The following is a 14,949-nucleotide window of genomic DNA, read 5'->3' on the forward strand; positions in this document are numbered from 1 at the left end:
TGTGGAGCATGGCAGCAGCGATGAAGACGGCAACAGTGAAGGAAGCAGGCCCCGAAAGAAGCGAGGCCGAAAAGCGTGGGCGCAAGGCGTCCAAGGAAACGCGGCAGCTGCAGTTGATCGAGGCGACGATCGATTCGCTGGCCAAGCGCGGCTATTCCGACACCACGATGGCCGATGTCGCCGATGGCGCCGGCCTGTCGCGCGGCATCGTCAACTTCCATTTCGAGAGCAAGGAAAAGCTGCTGATCGCGACCTTGCAGCATATGTATGACGAGTATTCCGCGCATTGGCGCGCAGCACTCATGAAAGCCGGCGACGATCCGGCGCGCCAGCTTCAGGCGCTGGTCGCCGCCGATTTCGACCGCTCGGTCTGCAACAAGCGCAAGCTGGCCGCATGGTGCGCCTTCTGGGGCGAGGCCAAGTCGCGCCCGACCTATCAGGCGCTCAGCGGCTCGCGCGACAAGGATTATCAGCAGACGGTCGTCGATCTCTGCGTCCGCCTGAAACATGACGGCGGCTATGGCTACGAGCCTGAGGCAACCGCGCTCGGTCTGAGCGCCATGCTGGAAGGCCTGTGGCTGCGCCTGATGATGGCGGCGGAAAACGTCACGCGCGAAACCGCGCATCAGGCGGCTACGGACTATCTCGCTTCGGTCTTTCCGAAGCATTTTTCGCGCGAGGAGGCTGGCGCGCGCAAGATCGCATGACCCCATAATCATAAGACAGAGGATGGAACGATGACGCGACTTATCAGAAGGCTTTCAACCACGCTTGCCCTTGCCGGCGCGCTTTCGGCCTATGCCGTGGGCATGGCCACTGCGGCCGACAAGGACCTGATCATCTTCGACTGGTCCGGCTATGAGGAGCCGTCCTTCCATCCAGGATATGTCGAGAAAAACGGCGATTCGCCGACCTTCACCTTCTTCGGCGATGAGGACGAAGCCTTCGAGAAAGTGCGCGCAGGCTTCAAGGCTGACCTCGGGCACCCCTGCTCGCAAAGCGTGACCAAATGGCGCGAGGCCGGCCTGCTGCAGCCGCTGGACACGTCGAAGATCACCGGCTGGAACGATCTCAACCCCGGCATCATGGCGATGAAGAACCTCGCCACCACCGAGGACGGCAAGGCCTGGTTCATGCCTTGGGACTGGGGCAACACCGCACTCACCTACAATTCCGAAAAGGTCGACGAGAAGGACGTCCAGTCGCTGAAGGCTTTCGCCGATCCGAAGTTCAAGGACCGCGTCTCGATCGGCGACAATGTCGACGACGCCTATGCGCTGGCGAGCCTCGTCATCGGACTGAAGGACTGGACGCAGATGACCGACGAGCAGTTCAAGCAGGCGTCCGATTTCCTGCGCGAGGTGCACAAGAACGTCCGCCTCTACTGGACCGACACCACCGAAATCGTGCAGGCGATGAGCGGCGGCGAGGTCGATCTCGCCTGGGCGTGGAATGACGCAGCGGTACAGTCCGCAGCCGCTGGCGCGCCGATCAAGAACAAGCGCGACACGGCGGAGGGCATTTCCACCTGGGTCTGCGGCTATGTCCGCTACAAGGATGCGCCGGGCTCCGAGCAAAAAGCCTATGATTATCTCAACGCGGTGAACGACCCCAAGGTCGCACAGTATATGGTCGGCGACTGGGGATACGGCCAGGCCAATGCCAAGGGCATGGCGACCGTCGATCCCGAAGTGCTGGCGGAAAAAGGCTATGCCGATGTCGACAAGTTCATCGACAAGACGCTGTTCCAGTCGCCCGTTCCAAGCGAACTCAAGCAGAAGATGATCGCCGAGTTCGAGAAGATCAAGGCCGGCTACTGAGCCGCCGGATCGTCAGCTTTCCTGTTGACGCGGTCAGCGGGAAAGCATTCTCTGGACGGGACGTTTCAGCGCGGGGGTGTTGTTCATGCAGCCAGTCGTTCGTCGTCTATTCCTTGCCGCGGCTTTCGCCGCGGGGCTGTCCGCCCCGGCCCTGGCGGCGGACGATCCGATCGTCTTCGAATGGTCGGGCTATGAGGACCCGCTGCTCAACCCGGCCTATACGGCCAAATATCCCGAGCCGCCGCAGTTCGCCTTCTTCGGCGATGAGGATGAAGCTTTTGAGAAGATGCGCGCCGGCTTCAAGGCCGACATAGGCCATCCCTGTTCGCAGAATGTGGTGAAGTGGCGCGAGGCCGGGCTGCTGCGCCCGCTCGACACCGCCCGCATTCCCGGCTGGAACGATATCCTGCCCGGCATCATGGGCATGAAGGACCTGATGACCTCGGATGATGGGCAGGCGTGGTTCCTGCCGTTCGACTGGGGCAACACGGCGCTCATCTACCGCACCGACAAGGTCACGCCCGAAGAAGCGCAGTCGCTGCGGATATTCGCCGACCCAAAGTTCAAAGACCGCGTCTCGATCGACGACAATGTCGACGATGCCTATGCCTTGGCCAGTCTCGTCATCGGCTTGCGGGACTGGACGCAGATGACTGATGAGCAGTTCAAACAGGCGTCCGATTTCCTGCGCGAAGTGCACAAGAACGTCCGCCTCTACTGGACCGACAGCACCGACATCAACCAGGCCTTTGGCAATGACGAGATCGACCTCGCCTGGGGCTGGAACGAGACGGTCGTTTCGGGGAAGAAGGAAGGCGTCGCGATCGACATGAAGCGCGATACCAAGGAAGGGCTTTCCACCTGGGTCTGCGGTTATGTGCTGCTGAAGGACGCGCCGGGCAGCCTCGACAAGGCCTATGATTTCATCAATGCCCGCAACACGCCCGAGGTTTCGAACTATATGGTCGGCGAGTTCGGATACGGCCATGCCAACGCCAAGGGCATGGCGGCGATCGACCCTGCCGTGCTGACGGAAAAGGGTTTTCAGGACATCGGCAAGTTCCTCGACAAGACGCTGTTCCAGTCGCCTCTGCCCAATGAACTCAAGGCGAAGATGATCGCCGAGTTCGAGAAGATCAAGGCCGGGTATTGAGCAGCAAGCGCTACGATGCCGTCATTGTCGGGGCCGGTTTCACCGGCCTGTCGGCGGCGCTTGAACTGCGCGACGCAGGTCGAAGCTTCGTCGTGCTGGAGGCGCGCGACAGGGTGGGCGGGCGCGTCGAGGCCATGGTCAACGGCCTTGGCGAGGCGATTGACACAGGCGGGCAATTCCTGTGCGAAGACATGCCGGAGGTGATGGCGCTGGCGAAGCAGCACGGAAAGACGCTGGTGGAATCCTATGTCCAGGGCGGCATGGCCGTTCAGCCAGGGCCGTCGGGTGAATCCGACTTCGACAATTTGTACGAACGCGTGACGGCGATACGCGATCGCATGAACGGTATCGATCCCGACGATCCCTCCATCGACGGTCTCAGCGTCGGCGCATGGCTGGACAAGCAGCCCGACCGCGCCGATGCGAAAAGCGGCTTTCAATCCTCCATCGAGGGCCTGTGGTGCCAGCCGATCGAGAATGTGCCGCTGTGGTATCTCATCAGCAATGATCGCCGCATCACCAATGAGGTCTTCGAACTCCAGTATTTCCTGAAGGAGACGATGCATTCGCTGGCCGCCGATCTGGCCCGCCCGCTGGGAGCGTCGCTGCGGCTTGGTTGTCCGGTCGATCGGATCGAAACCGGAGAAGATGGCGTGGTCGTGCATGCCGGCGGTGAAAGTTTTTCCGCCCGCGAGGTGATCGTGGCGGTGCCGCCGGTGGTGGCTCGGCGCATCGTCTTCGCGCCGCCTTTGCCAGCCGATACACGCCATGCGCTCGAAGTCTGGAAGAGCGGGACGGTGATAAAACTCCTGCTGCGCTACCGCGAGCCGTTTTGGCGTCGGGCCGGTCTCAGCGGCAGCGTTTTCTGGCTGGAGCCGCACGGGCTCTATGCCTGCGACGCCAGCCGCGACGATGACCATGCGGCACTCGTGGTATTCGTTGGCGGCAGGCTGGCGCTCGAATGGGGCGCGTTGGGCGAGGACGGTTTGCGACAGGCGTTGCTGGCGAAGCTATCGAAGGCATTGGGGCCGGATGCAGCACAGCCGCTCGACATGCTGTCGCGCGACTGGTCGAACGATCGCTGGAGCGGTGGGGCCTATTCCGACGTCGTCGCCGATGCCGCAGCGAGAGATGCGGAAGACGTGTTGCGTCGGGGAGCAGGGCCGGTCAGCTTCGCCTGCTCTGAACTGTCGCCATCCTTCCCCGGCTATATCGAAGGCGCGATCATTGCGGGGCGGATCGGGGCAAGGGTGGTGGTTGATCGGTTGAAGGAGCGGGTTTGAGGCTCTCTGCTGTTTTCCCAAGGTAGTTGGTGCGTCCTTCAAGGCTCGCTGCGCTCGCACCTCAGGATGAGGGAGGGAGTGCGCTTCAGGATGTGAGGGTTTGCGCGCTTCACCCCAAGGTCTGAAAAGTCTGCTCAACAGGACTTGGTGCAAGGATGGAAGCGCCAACCTCCCTTATCCTGAGGTGCGAGCGTAGCGAGCCTCGAAGGACGCACGGCCATTACAGCCGGCCAGCGTCTAGCCCTGGATCAACTCAATTCTGTTGCCGAACGGATCGCTGACGAAGCAGCGCTCGATGCCTTCCAGTGCGTCATCCGGGGTTACCTTACATCCCGCCGCCTCGAGCTTCTTCGACAAGGCTGCAAGATCGTCCACCAGCAACGCCGGATGCGCCTTGCGGGCGGGCCTGAAATCGGCCTCGACGCCGAGGTGGATTTTCACCGTGCCTTGCTCGAACCAGCAACCGCCGCGCGCTGCAAGCGGGGCGGGTTTTGCCACTTCGGGAATGCCGAGCAGTTCGTTGTAGAAACGCCGCGCCGAGCTTTCCTCGCCAGCCGGCATGGCAAGCTGGACGTGGTCGATGGCGGTTATGGTCATGGGGTGTCCGTCAATGATTGACCGGGTAGCGATCGGAAGCTTTCAGGATCGTCTGTCAGGGACGGTAACGCAACTGGCTGACGGCATATTCCCCTCTCCGTCTCGGCTTCGCCGAGCCACCTCTCCCCATTTCATGGGGCGAGGAACCTAGATCCTGACATGCAGCAGCCTTCCAAAACTTGGGTTCCTCGCCCCGCTTGCGGGGAGAGGTGGCTCGGCGAAGCCGAGACGGAGAGGGGAATTCGAAGGGCAAAACCGGCAACGAGAGACGCAATCAATCCGCCATCGCCACCAGCGCGTCGGGATCGTAGGCCAGCCTGATCGGCGCGCCGACCGGGATATCGTCGGCGCCGAAATTGTTGGTCTCCGTCACCGACAGCGGCTTTTCCAGCCCCGGTATGTCGACGATGAGGTGGGTGATCTCGCCGAAATAGTGCCGGTCGACAACCGTGCCCGCGACCTCGTGCTTGTCCTGGGCGTCGTCCCACAGCACCCGCAGCCGCTCCGGGCGGATGCCGAGCGTGGCGGCCTTGCCGTTGCGGACGAAGGCTGCCGGCTTCTCGGTTTTCACGCGGCCGAAGCCGAGTGTGTCGACGGTCATCGATGCACCGTTTTCCTCGACGATCTCGGCCTTGACGAAGTTCATGCCACCGAGGAAGTCGGCGACCTGGCGGTTGACCGGGCGCTGGTAGATCTCCTTGGGCGAGGCGACCTGGGCGATCTTTCCGCCGAACATCACGGCGATGCGATCGGACATGGCCAGCGCTTCATACTGGTCGTGGGTGACGAGGATGAAGGTGATGCCGACCGCCTGCTGGAGCCGGCGCAGTTCCACCTGCATCTGCTCGCGCAATTTCTTGTCGAGTGCCGACAGTGGCTCGTCGAGCAGCAGCACTTTTGGCCGCATGACGAGCGCGCGGGCAAGCGCCACGCGCTGGCGCTGGCCGCCGGAGAGTTCGGTCGCGCCGCGCTTGCCAAGCCCGGTCAGCGACACCTGCGCCAGGGCCTCCTCGACGCGGCGCTTCTCTTCCGCCGCTTCCAGCCGCAGGCGCTTCAGGCCGTAGCCGACATTCTGCTCTACATTGAGATGCGGAAAGATGGCGTAGCTCTGGAACACCATGTTGGTCGGGCGGCGGTTGGCCGGTATGCCCAGCATCTCCTGCCCGTCCACCGCAATGCTGCCGCTGGTCGGGTTGTCGAAGCCGGCGATCATCCGCAGAAGCGTGGTCTTGCCGCAGCCGGAGGGGCCGAGCAGCGAGAAGAACTCGCCTTCCCGGATCGTCAGCGAGGCATCGTCCAGCGCCTTGAAGGCGCCGTAGCTGCGCGTGACATGCGAAATCTCGATCATCGGCCGTTCGGATTTGGAACGTTCAGGCAAAGACGCCTCCCGTGTTCTGGGTGCGTCGCGCGGCGCGGCGGCGCAGGATTTCGGCAAGGGTCAGAAGCACGAAGGAGCCGACCAGCAGCAGCGTGCCGAGCGCCAGCACGCCGGGCAGCTTTGAGGCGAAGCGCAACTGGCCCCAGATATAGACGGGCAAGGTCGATTCCGTGCCGGTGAGGAAAAAAGCCATGATGAATTCGTCGAGCGAGATGGTGAAGGAGACGAGCAGGCTGGAGATGATCGCCGGTGCCACCATCGGCAGCGTCACGCGCCGGAAGGTGCCGAAAGCGGATTCGCCGAGGTCGGCGGAGGCTTCCTCGAGGCTGCGGTCGAAACCCTCGAAGCCGGAGGTCAGCACGCTCAGCGAATAGGGAATGCAGACCAGCACGTGGCCGAGCACGACCGTGACCAGCGACAGGCTGAGGCCCAGTTGCAGCATGACCAGCAGCATGGAAACCGCAACGATGATTTCCGGCAGCACCAGCGGCGCCATCAGCAGGCCGTTGATGGTGCGGCGGCCGGGAAAGCGGTAGCGCGTGATGGCACGCGCGGCACAGATGCCGAGCACGGTAGACAGGATGGCGGCGGAAACACCGACCATCAGGCTGTTCCAGGCCGCGTCCAACAGCGCCGGTGTGTGCGGCAGTTCCTCGTACCATTTGAGCGTGAAACCGCTCAGCGGGAATTTCGGCGAGGCCGATGTGTTGACCGAGAATATCGGCAGGAAGATCACCGGCAGGTAAAGGAAGACGATGTAGAGGAAGGCATAGGCCGGCAGCCAGTTCGACAGGATCTTGCGCAGCCCGCTCATCGCGCCAGCCTCGCTGCCGAGCGGATGATCAGCACGGTGGCAGCTGCCATCAATGTGACGATCGCCATGGTCGTCACCGAAAGGGCGGCCCCCAGCGGCCAGTTGGCGCCCTTGCCGAACTGTGCCTGGATGGCGTTGGCGATCATGACGCCATCCTTGCCGCCAACGAGGCGCGGAGTGACGAAATCGCCCACCGTCGGGATCATGACAATCAGGATCGCCGAGACGATGCCGGGCACCGACAGCGGCAGCGTCACGCGCATGAAGCGGCGCAGCGGGCCGTCACCGAGATCGGTCGCTGCCTCGATCAGCGTGCGGTCGATCTTTTCGAGCGAGACGAAGATCGGCAGGATGGCGAAGGCTGCCCAGGCGTGGGTCAGCGTGATGACGACGGCGCTGGTGTTGTAGAGCAGGGCGGTCGAGGGTTCGTCGATGATGCCGAGGCCAAGCAGGCCGGAATTGAGCACGCCATTGTAGCCGAGGATGACCTTCCACGACATGACGCGCAGCAGGTAGCTTGTCCAGAAGGGTATGGTGATCAGGAACAGCCACAGGCCCTTGTGCCGTCCGCCGTGGAAGGAAATGTAGAAGGCGATCGGGTAGGCCAGCACGACGGTGAAAAAGCTGACCAGCAGCGAAATCCACAGCGAGCGCATCAGGAGATCGCGGTAGATCGGCTCGGTCAGCGCGATGCGGTAGTTTTCCAGCGTGAAGGTGCGGTCGATGGTGAGGTAGTTCTGCGTCCAGAAACTATGCGCGATCACCACCAGGATCGGCACGACCAAAAGCACCAGCGCGTAGAGGAATGTCGGGCTGATAAGGGCAAAGCCCTGGGCCGATTCCGATTGCAGAAGGGAGGTTCTTCGAGCCCGCGCGGGTTGCAGCGCAGGTGCCCCTTCCGCAGCCGCCGTCATTGCAGGGGCTCACATAAAAATGCTGGCTCTGTGTCCGGCATGGCCATCCCATTTTTCGCGCCGGCGTCACGTTCCCTCGGTGCGCCGGCTTTCTTTCATCATGAGCCCATCCGTGGATTGAAATCAAGCGCTATTTCTGTGATATTGATTGAACGGACATTCAATATGATCCGAATGAAGGCTTGCTTCTGCATTGATGCCGGACTGCGGCAAATGTGACGGGCAGGCCGGGAAAGCGAGGGAAAATGGCTGCGGTGAAGGACATGTGGAAGGCCGGCGGCGGCATCGAGATGCTGGCAAGCGAGGATGCGGTCGATCTCGCCAAGCGCCATCTTGTTCAGCCCTGGCCGCAGGCCGGCGAGATCGGCGCGGAGGCGCGCAGCCTGATCGGCAGCGGCGACGGCATCTACATCACCGACGGCGACGGCAAGCGCCTGATCGACGGGCCCGCGGGCATGTGGTGCGTCAATGTTGGCCATCGCCGCGAAGAGCTTGCCCGCGTCATGTACGATCAGGCGATGCAGCTTTCCTACAACACGCCGTGGTACACGATGAACGAGCCCTCGGCGGTGCTTGCCGAGCGCATCGCGGGTCATGCGCCGGGCGATCTCAGCCATGTCTTCTTCACCACCGGCGGCTCGTCGGCGGTGGAAAGCGCGCTGCGCTTCATGCAGTTCTACAACAATGTCCGCGGCCGGACGGAAAAGAAGCTCATCCTGTCGCGCGGCGGCGCCTATCACGGCTCAACCTATCTGTCGGCATCGCTCAACGGCCGCCCGCGCGACCGTGACTGGATGGACGGCGCGGACGAGCTGATCGTCAAACTGTCGTCGCCCGATCCATTCCGGCGTCCCGCCGGAATGAGCGTTGCGGCCTTCTGCGACCGGCTGGTGGCGGAGTTCGAGGAAACTGTGAAGCGCATCGGCGCCGACAGGATCGGCGCCTTCGTTGGCGAGCCGGTGCAGGCTTCGGGCGGCGTCATCGTGCCGCCGGAAGGCTACCTCAGGTGCATCCGGAAAATCTGCCGCGACAACGATATCCTGTTCGTCGCCGACGAGGTCGTCACGGCCTTTGGCCGGCTCGGGCATGTGTTTGCGTCGGGAGATGTCTTCGGCATCGATCCCGACATCATCACCTTTGCCAAGGGCGTCACCTCGGGCTATTTCCCGCTCGGCGGCATGATCGTCTCGGAGCGGTTGCTTGAGGATTTGCGCCGCTCCAACCATCCGACGGCGATGTATGCGCACGGCCTGACTTACACCAGCCATCCCGTCGGCTGCGCCGTGGCGCTCGCCAATCTCGATTTGCTGGAAGGCGGCGTACTGGCCCATGCGCAAGAGGTCACGCCCTATTTCCAGGCGCAGCTGAAGACGCTGGAGGAGCTGCCGCTGGTGGGCGAAGTGCGCGGCGTCGGGCTGATGGCCTGCGTGGAATGCGTCGCCGACCGCGACAGCAAGGACCCGCTGGAGCTCGACCGCAATGTCGGCCAGCGCATCGACGCGCATTGCCACGAACTCGGCCTGCTGGTGCGCCCGCTGATCAACATGTGCGTGATGTCGCCGCCGCTCACCATCACCAGGGAACAGATCGACGACATGGTCGGCATCCTGCGCGAAGGCATTTCGCGGACTATGGACGATTTGCGGAAAGAGGGTGTGTGGCAGGGGTAGTGCTCTTTTCTCCGCAACGTCGGGGCGTTTGAAGCACCCCCACCCCTGACCCCTCCCCACAAGGGGGAGGGGACGACTTGAGCGCTTTTGCCAGCAAGAACGGTGAAGATCGGGGCTGGACGATCGTGCAGCAGAGTTCCCCTCCCCCTTGTGGGGAGGGGCTAGGGGTGGGGGTGCTTCCGATGCAATTGCCCCCAAGGGAGCAACTCACCCCCGCGATCGCAGGGCCTCATTCTGGCCCGCCATTTCCTTCTCGTCGGGCGCTGTCTCCAGATCGAGCACCGGTATCTGCGCGCGCAGGTGGTCGTGATGGGTGCGCACGCCGTATTCGAGGTCGGAGAGGTAGAAGCCGGCGAAGGCTTCCGACAGCATGGATTCATTCGACCAGACCGAAAGCTGCACGTCTTCCGACATGGTTTCGCGGTCGATGCGGAAAGACAGGTAGCGCGCAACGGCCTGTTCGCGCGTCTCGTCGCGGTATTTGTAGATCGCGCCGCGCAGCAGTGTCTCGCCGGTCGAAAGCGGGAACTCTTGATAGAACTGCACCGATTCCGGCATCACCGAAATCACCGCATTGGGAAACAGGCCGTAATAGACCCAGGCCTTCTTCAGCTTGTCCGGCAGGTGTGCCGGTTCGGGCGCGATGTTGACGTATTGCTTTACGCTCCAGCGCCGGCCGGCATGCGGGTTATAGGTTGCGAAGGAGCGCGAGACGCCCTTGACGAAGGGCTCGTCGAAATAGGTCGAGCCATAGAGATCCTGCAGCGCCGGGTGCGCCATGGCGACGTGGTAGCCTTCATTGTCGACATCGCGAACGGACTTCCAGTTGACCGGGCTGGTCTGCGTCCAGATGCCGTAGGAAGGCTCCATATCGGCGATGCCGTAGTGGGACAATTCCGCCTCGAAAGGCTTCAACAACTCGGCAACCGACGGCTGCGGCCCCTTGCGGAAGCGCACGAAGATCAGGCCCATCCAGATTTCGAGTTCCAGCGGCGTCAGGCCGAATTCGGCCTTGTCGAGTTCGGGGAAGCTGCCGGGGCGGGCGGCACCGCGTAGCGTGCCGTCGAGATTGTAGACCCAGCCGTGGAAGGGGCAGACCAGCGCATTCTTGCAGGTGCCCTGATTGTCGGCGACGACGCGGCTGCCGCGATGACGGCAGATGTTGTGAAAAGCCCGCACGACGCCGTCCTTGCCGCGCACGATCAGCGCGCGCTCGCCAACCACGTCCATGGTCAGGTAATCGCCTCCGTTCGGCACGTCAGAGACATGGCCGGCGATCTGCCAGTGATTGCGGAAGATATGTTCCTTCTCAAGCTCCAGCAGAGCGGGGCTGTGATAGGCCCAGCCGGGCAGCCCGCGCCGGTCCCAGTCGTTGGGAACCTTCACGTCACGAATATGCGGGTTCATCGGCGCGCCCCTTTTCTTATTGAATTATCATTCAATAAGATCATATTTCCCATTAAATTGCAATGCCTTACGGAAAATCATCCGATTTCAGGGATGACTGATGCAGCTCTTGCAGCCGGAAAAAGCTCGACTTTTCCGCGTCTTAACAGGGCGTCGCGGTCACAAAAGAAATCGCGCCGGCGAGGGGCCGGCGCGATGCCTGATTTCAGCGAAAGAGAGGGACGGCCTGTCGTCCTATTTCTGGATTTCGGCCTTGATCTTGGCGACCTCCTCGGCGCTCATTTCGCCGACCGTCTTCACCTCGCCGCCCTGGATGCGCCACAGCCGGAACGGGCCGGTGATGTCGCCATACTGGTCGAAGGTGACCGGGCCGATGACGCCTTCATATTTGATCGGCTTGCCTTCCTTGATCAGGCCGAGCGCCTTGGCGAACTCTTCCTTGCCGGCATAGATCGGCTCGCCGCCATCAGCCACGACTTCGGGGATCGCTGTCTTGATTGCAGCAGCCTCAGGTTTGCCGGCCTTGGCGATGGCAAGGGCTACGATCGCGCCGGCATCGTAGGAGCGGTCGGCAGCCGGTGCGTCGGGCTTGATGCCGCCAGAAAACGCCTCGTAATTGGCATTGAAATATTCCGTCGACTTGGTCGGGCTGGTGCCGGACGAGATGCCATAGGCTTCTTCCAGATATTGGGCGCCGACGCTGGAGATGAATTCGCTCGAATTCATACCGTCGTTGAGCATGAATTTCTGCGGCCCGCCGCCCGAAATCCAGGCGCGAGCGATCGTTGCGCCATCGACCGGGTAGCTGATCAGGTAGAGCGCTTCCGGCTCACCGGCCATGGCAGCACTTGCCTCTGACGAATAGCTTGCCTGCTTTTCGTTGTAGGGCGTGACCGAGGTGATGGTGCCGCCGAGCTTCTCGTAGACTTCCTTGAATTCGCGCACCAGGTTGACGCCGAAATCGTTGTTGACGTGGATGATGGCGATCTTCTTCAGGCCCTGGCCGAGCGCGTGCTTGGCAGCGGCGACGCTTTGCAGGGCGTCCGAGGTGATGGTGCGGAAGAAGACGCCGTTGGTCTTGCCGTCACGGCCAAGCTGGGTGAGCGTCGGCGACGACGATGCCGGCGAAACCTGCACAACGCCGGCCGGTCCTGTGACCGACGTCAGGATCGGCAGCGACACCGACGAGATGATGCCGCCGATGATGACCGGCACCTTCTTGATATTGACCAGCTGAGTCGCCTGATCGACCGCGACCGTTCCCTGGCTCTGGCTGTCGCGCGTGTCGGTCACCAGCTTGCAGCCATTGACGCCGCCGGCTTCGTTGAAATCGCGGAACGCCATGTCGACCGATTTCGCGCCGGCCTGGCCGTATTCGCCAGCAGGTCCCGTCAGTTCCATGACGAGGCCGACGGTGATGTCGCAATCGGCCGCAAGCGCGGGCAGCGCCGAGGCACTGAGTGCCGTCAGCATGCTGGTGAGCAGAAGCATTTTCCTCATGTTCGTATTCCCCTTTTTGTTCGGGCCGGCTCGTTGCACGGCCGCTTGCATCGTTCAGTTTCGGTCGTAGTGTCGCGCCGTCTCCCGAGGCGCGGTGGTCAGGCAGCTCCCTTGTTGAGATTGTATTTCATGATCGCGCCGTGGCGGCCGGTGCGGTCGCGCTCCAGCGTATAGACGTCGCCTTCGAGCGGGTTGGCCTGTGCCAGCACCGCGTCGATTTCGGCCTGATCCTCCGCCGTCAAAGCGAGATCGGAAATCGCCAGATTGGAAGGCAGATGCGTGCGGTTGCGTGCTCCGACGATGACGCCGGCTACGCCCGGCCGCGTCAGCATGGCAGCACTCGCCACTGTGGCGATGTCGGTGCCGTGCCGGTCGGCGATGCCGCGTAGCGTCTTCAGCAAGGTCTGGAACAGATCCCAGCCACCGAAATCGTCGATGATAAGCTTGTATTTGACGAGCGAGCGGTTCTCCAGCGCGTCATCCGGCTCGGCAACGCCCAGCCATTTGTCGCTCAGGAAGCCGCCGGCGACGGTGCCGTAGCACAGCAGCGAGACACCGTTTTCGCCTGCTGCCTTCACCATCCGCTTTGCCGGGCGGCTGTCGAGCAGCGAATACTGCACCTGCATGGAGACCAGCGGTACGCCGCCGCCGATGATGGCCAGCATATGGTCGGTGTCGAAATTGGTGCCGCCGATGTGGCGTATCTTGCCGGCCTTGCGCAGTTCCTCCAGCCATTGCGCGGCTTCCAGCCAGCGCGGCGCTTCATAGTCCCACCAGTGGAACTGGACGAGGTCGAGCCGTTCGAGGTTGAGCCGGCGCAGCGACTGGTCGATGACGCTTTCGACATAGGATTTGCTGATGCGCGGCAGTACCTCGAGATCGGGTACGAATTTGGTGTGCACGCCGATGCGGGCCAGCGCCTCTTCGCCGCGCAGGTCGCGGTAGCGCAGGCGGAAGCGGCCGATCAGCTCCTCGACGCCTGTATAGATATCGGCGCAGTCGAAATTGGTGATGCCGGCATCGGCAAAGGCGACCATGTCGGCGATCGGGTTTTCGCTGGCCAGCGCGCCATGGCCGCTGGCCATCTGCCAGCCGCCGCGGATCACCCGCGATATCTCATAGTCCGGCGCCAGTCTGGTTCTCTGCATGGGATCAGTCTCGATCGTCTTGAAGCGGCACGGCGGTTGTCTGCGCGTGGCTGAAGCGGCGCAGGCCGGTGCGGATGATGCGGAAGCGCGACGTGCAATTGGGGTCCGGGCAGGCGACCTCGGCGTCGGTCGTCATCCAGTCGTTCTTGTGGGTGGGGCGCTGCTTTGCCGGCAGCAGCGGCAGGAGCGAGGCCAGCGAATAGATGGAAAAGCCCTGGCCCGGCGGCAGGTGCAGCATCTCGCCGCGCATCTCGAAATAGTCGCCGACCTTGGCGCCACAATAGATGGCGCCGCCTTCCGGGGCCGTCACCTCGACCCGCAGGTCGTAAAGCTCGAAGGAATCGTCGTGCTCGTCAGCCATGGCGAACGGCCCTTTCCTCGGGATCGTCGACGTCGAGGCGCCCGCGTATCAGGTTGAAGGAGCGGGTGATGTCGTCGGTCAGCGCCTTGATCGAGCCTTTCACATCGCCGCGCTCCAAGGCATCGATCAGCGCCCAGTGGTGATGGGTTGCCGGAATGTCGCGATGCTCGTCGTGGATATGGGCAGCGGCGCGCACATAGGGGCCGGATTGCAGCCACAGGCTTTCGACGATGGGGATCAGCACCGCCGATCGGGCGGCGCGGTAGACGTAGAAATGAAAGGCGTGGTTCAGTTCGGACGTCTTGTGCGCCCTGTCGCCATCCTCGCTGCGAAAGGCCGTCTCGCAGGCGACGGTGAGCTGCTTCAGCTGTTCGAAATCCTCCGCCGAAAGGTTCGGCAGCGCCAGCGCCGTGATCTGCCCTTCGATCAGGCAGCGGGCGCGGGCAAGGTCATCCAGCCGCTCGCGAGTGATGGTGGGAACGCGGACCGAACGGTTGGGCAGCGCTTCCAGCGCCTGTTCCGAAACCAGCCGGCCAAGCGCCTCGCGCACCGGCATGGTGCTGGTCTGCAGCGTCTCGGCCAGATCCTGTATGCGCATCATCTCGCCGGCGTCGAACAGGCCGTGGATCAGCGAGCTGCGCAGCTCGGCATAGACGCGGTCATGCAGGGTTTCGCGCCCGACAGGGGAGAGGGCTCCGCGCCGGCTCATCGCCTCGATCCTTCGAAAATCCTGTCGCGAGGCTCGTCCCGCCCGGCGTTTCCGGGCGCGCGCAGTGCGTGCTGATTTTTCCGATCGGGCATGCTTGTCCGCCGTTCAAAATCGGGGGCCGTCATGCGGCCAACATTGATTTTTTTAGTTGCAATTCCGAAAGATGTAAAGTTTGATCAAACATCACCGATCAAA

14 protein-coding genes are annotated in these 14,949 nt (G+C 62.7%); 5 read left to right on the forward strand and 9 right to left on the reverse strand.

The genetic code is table 11. The features are described 5' to 3' along the window. Nucleotides 1–8: 8 nt before the first annotated feature. From betI to DZG07_RS05645, 4 genes are all read left to right on the forward strand, one after another. Nucleotides 9–707: a transcriptional regulator BetI gene (gene betI / locus DZG07_RS05630; RefSeq protein WP_244537714.1), complete on the forward strand. Its 699-nt coding sequence runs from the start codon at nucleotides 9–11 to the stop codon at nucleotides 705–707. Between the two features lie 30 nt (nucleotides 708–737). After that, complete coding sequence (locus DZG07_RS05635) at nucleotides 738–1,820, forward strand: extracellular solute-binding protein (RefSeq protein WP_091909753.1); 1,083 nt, start codon at nucleotides 738–740, stop codon at nucleotides 1,818–1,820. Between the two features lie 85 nt (nucleotides 1,821–1,905). Beyond that, nucleotides 1,906–2,973, forward strand: coding sequence for an extracellular solute-binding protein (locus DZG07_RS05640; RefSeq protein ID WP_119821431.1), 1,068 nt, complete (start codon nucleotides 1,906–1,908; stop codon nucleotides 2,971–2,973). Further along, nucleotides 2,970–4,256 carry an FAD-dependent oxidoreductase gene (locus DZG07_RS05645; protein ID WP_119815001.1) on the forward strand — a complete coding sequence of 429 codons (1,287 nt, stop codon included), beginning with the start codon at nucleotides 2,970–2,972 and terminating at the stop codon, nucleotides 4,254–4,256. Before DZG07_RS05640 ends, DZG07_RS05645 begins: the two co-directional genes overlap by 4 nt. Nucleotides 4,257–4,493: 237 nt before the next feature. Here the strand turns inward: DZG07_RS05645 and DZG07_RS05650 are convergent, their stop codons facing one another. From DZG07_RS05650 to DZG07_RS05665, 4 genes are all read right to left on the reverse strand, one after another. Next, the gene (locus tag DZG07_RS05650) at nucleotides 4,494–4,853 is read right to left on the reverse strand and encodes a VOC family protein (protein WP_119815004.1); all 360 of its coding nucleotides are present in this window, start codon (nucleotides 4,851–4,853) and stop codon (nucleotides 4,494–4,496) included. Nucleotides 4,854–5,127: 274 nt separating this feature from the next. After that, nucleotides 5,128–6,201 (reverse strand): ABC transporter ATP-binding protein, encoded by a 1,074-nt coding sequence (locus tag DZG07_RS05655; protein WP_119815006.1) that lies wholly within the window; start codon nucleotides 6,199–6,201, stop codon nucleotides 5,128–5,130. A gap of 22 nt (nucleotides 6,202–6,223) precedes the next feature. Next, nucleotides 6,224–7,045, reverse strand: coding sequence for an ABC transporter permease (locus tag DZG07_RS05660; protein WP_091909761.1), 822 nt, complete (start codon nucleotides 7,043–7,045; stop codon nucleotides 6,224–6,226). Next, complete coding sequence (locus DZG07_RS05665; protein ID WP_091909764.1) at nucleotides 7,042–7,959, reverse strand: ABC transporter permease; 918 nt, start codon at nucleotides 7,957–7,959, stop codon at nucleotides 7,042–7,044. The genes DZG07_RS05660 and DZG07_RS05665 overlap by 4 nt, the downstream gene beginning before the upstream one ends. Nucleotides 7,960–8,204: 245 nt before the next feature. Here DZG07_RS05665 and DZG07_RS05670 point away from each other — a divergent pair, with 245 nt between their 5' ends. Next, a complete protein-coding gene (locus DZG07_RS05670; RefSeq protein WP_119815009.1) occupies nucleotides 8,205–9,629 on the forward strand; it encodes an aminotransferase in 1,425 nt (474 codons plus the stop codon). Nucleotides 9,630–9,836: 207 nt separating this feature from the next. Here DZG07_RS05670 and DZG07_RS05675 read toward each other — a convergent pair whose 3' ends face one another. The 5 genes from DZG07_RS05675 to DZG07_RS05695 form a co-directional block, all read right to left on the reverse strand. Then, the gene (locus DZG07_RS05675; protein ID WP_119815011.1) at nucleotides 9,837–11,036 is read right to left on the reverse strand and encodes an aromatic ring-hydroxylating dioxygenase subunit alpha; all 1,200 of its coding nucleotides are present in this window, start codon (nucleotides 11,034–11,036) and stop codon (nucleotides 9,837–9,839) included. 234 nt (nucleotides 11,037–11,270) lie between these two features. Further along, nucleotides 11,271–12,536, reverse strand: coding sequence for an ABC transporter substrate-binding protein (locus DZG07_RS05680; RefSeq protein ID WP_119815014.1), 1,266 nt, complete (start codon nucleotides 12,534–12,536; stop codon nucleotides 11,271–11,273). A gap of 98 nt (nucleotides 12,537–12,634) precedes the next feature. Continuing rightward, nucleotides 12,635–13,684 (reverse strand): aldo/keto reductase, encoded by a 1,050-nt coding sequence (locus tag DZG07_RS05685; RefSeq protein WP_119815017.1) that lies wholly within the window; start codon nucleotides 13,682–13,684, stop codon nucleotides 12,635–12,637. 4 nt (nucleotides 13,685–13,688) lie between these two features. Then, nucleotides 13,689–14,045 carry a TIGR04076 family protein gene (locus tag DZG07_RS05690; RefSeq protein WP_091909781.1) on the reverse strand — a complete coding sequence of 119 codons (357 nt, stop codon included), beginning with the start codon at nucleotides 14,043–14,045 and terminating at the stop codon, nucleotides 13,689–13,691. Then, complete coding sequence (locus DZG07_RS05695; protein ID WP_119815020.1) at nucleotides 14,038–14,754, reverse strand: GntR family transcriptional regulator; 717 nt, start codon at nucleotides 14,752–14,754, stop codon at nucleotides 14,038–14,040. The genes DZG07_RS05690 and DZG07_RS05695 overlap by 8 nt, the downstream gene beginning before the upstream one ends. Nucleotides 14,755–14,949: the final 195 nt, after the last annotated feature.

This window comes from Mesorhizobium sp. DCY119 (assembly GCF_003590645.1).
GTDB lineage: Bacteria > Pseudomonadota > Alphaproteobacteria > Rhizobiales > Rhizobiaceae > Mesorhizobium_M.

Excerpts from the sequence above, each read along its gene's own strand:
- betI (WP_244537714.1), top strand. The coding sequence starts at position 9 with ATGGCAGCAGCGATGAAGACGGCAACAGTGAAGGAAGCAGGCCCCGAA.
- DZG07_RS05635 (WP_091909753.1), top strand. The coding sequence starts at position 738 with ATGACGCGACTTATCAGAAGGCTTTCAACCACGCTTGCCCTTGCCGGC.
- DZG07_RS05640 (WP_119821431.1), top strand. The coding sequence starts at position 1,906 with ATGCAGCCAGTCGTTCGTCGTCTATTCCTTGCCGCGGCTTTCGCCGCG.
- DZG07_RS05650 (WP_119815004.1), bottom strand. The coding sequence starts at position 4,853 with ATGACCATAACCGCCATCGACCACGTCCAGCTTGCCATGCCGGCTGGC.
- DZG07_RS05655 (WP_119815006.1), bottom strand. The coding sequence starts at position 6,201 with ATGATCGAGATTTCGCATGTCACGCGCAGCTACGGCGCCTTCAAGGCG.
- DZG07_RS05660 (WP_091909761.1), bottom strand. The coding sequence starts at position 7,045 with ATGAGCGGGCTGCGCAAGATCCTGTCGAACTGGCTGCCGGCCTATGCC.
- DZG07_RS05665 (WP_091909764.1), bottom strand. The coding sequence starts at position 7,959 with ATGACGGCGGCTGCGGAAGGGGCACCTGCGCTGCAACCCGCGCGGGCT.
- DZG07_RS05670 (WP_119815009.1), top strand. The coding sequence starts at position 8,205 with ATGGCTGCGGTGAAGGACATGTGGAAGGCCGGCGGCGGCATCGAGATG.
- DZG07_RS05675 (WP_119815011.1), bottom strand. The coding sequence starts at position 11,036 with ATGAACCCGCATATTCGTGACGTGAAGGTTCCCAACGACTGGGACCGG.
- DZG07_RS05680 (WP_119815014.1), bottom strand. The coding sequence starts at position 12,536 with ATGAGGAAAATGCTTCTGCTCACCAGCATGCTGACGGCACTCAGTGCC.
- DZG07_RS05685 (WP_119815017.1), bottom strand. The coding sequence starts at position 13,684 with ATGCAGAGAACCAGACTGGCGCCGGACTATGAGATATCGCGGGTGATC.
- DZG07_RS05690 (WP_091909781.1), bottom strand. The coding sequence starts at position 14,045 with ATGGCTGACGAGCACGACGATTCCTTCGAGCTTTACGACCTGCGGGTC.
- DZG07_RS05695 (WP_119815020.1), bottom strand. The coding sequence starts at position 14,754 with ATGAGCCGGCGCGGAGCCCTCTCCCCTGTCGGGCGCGAAACCCTGCAT.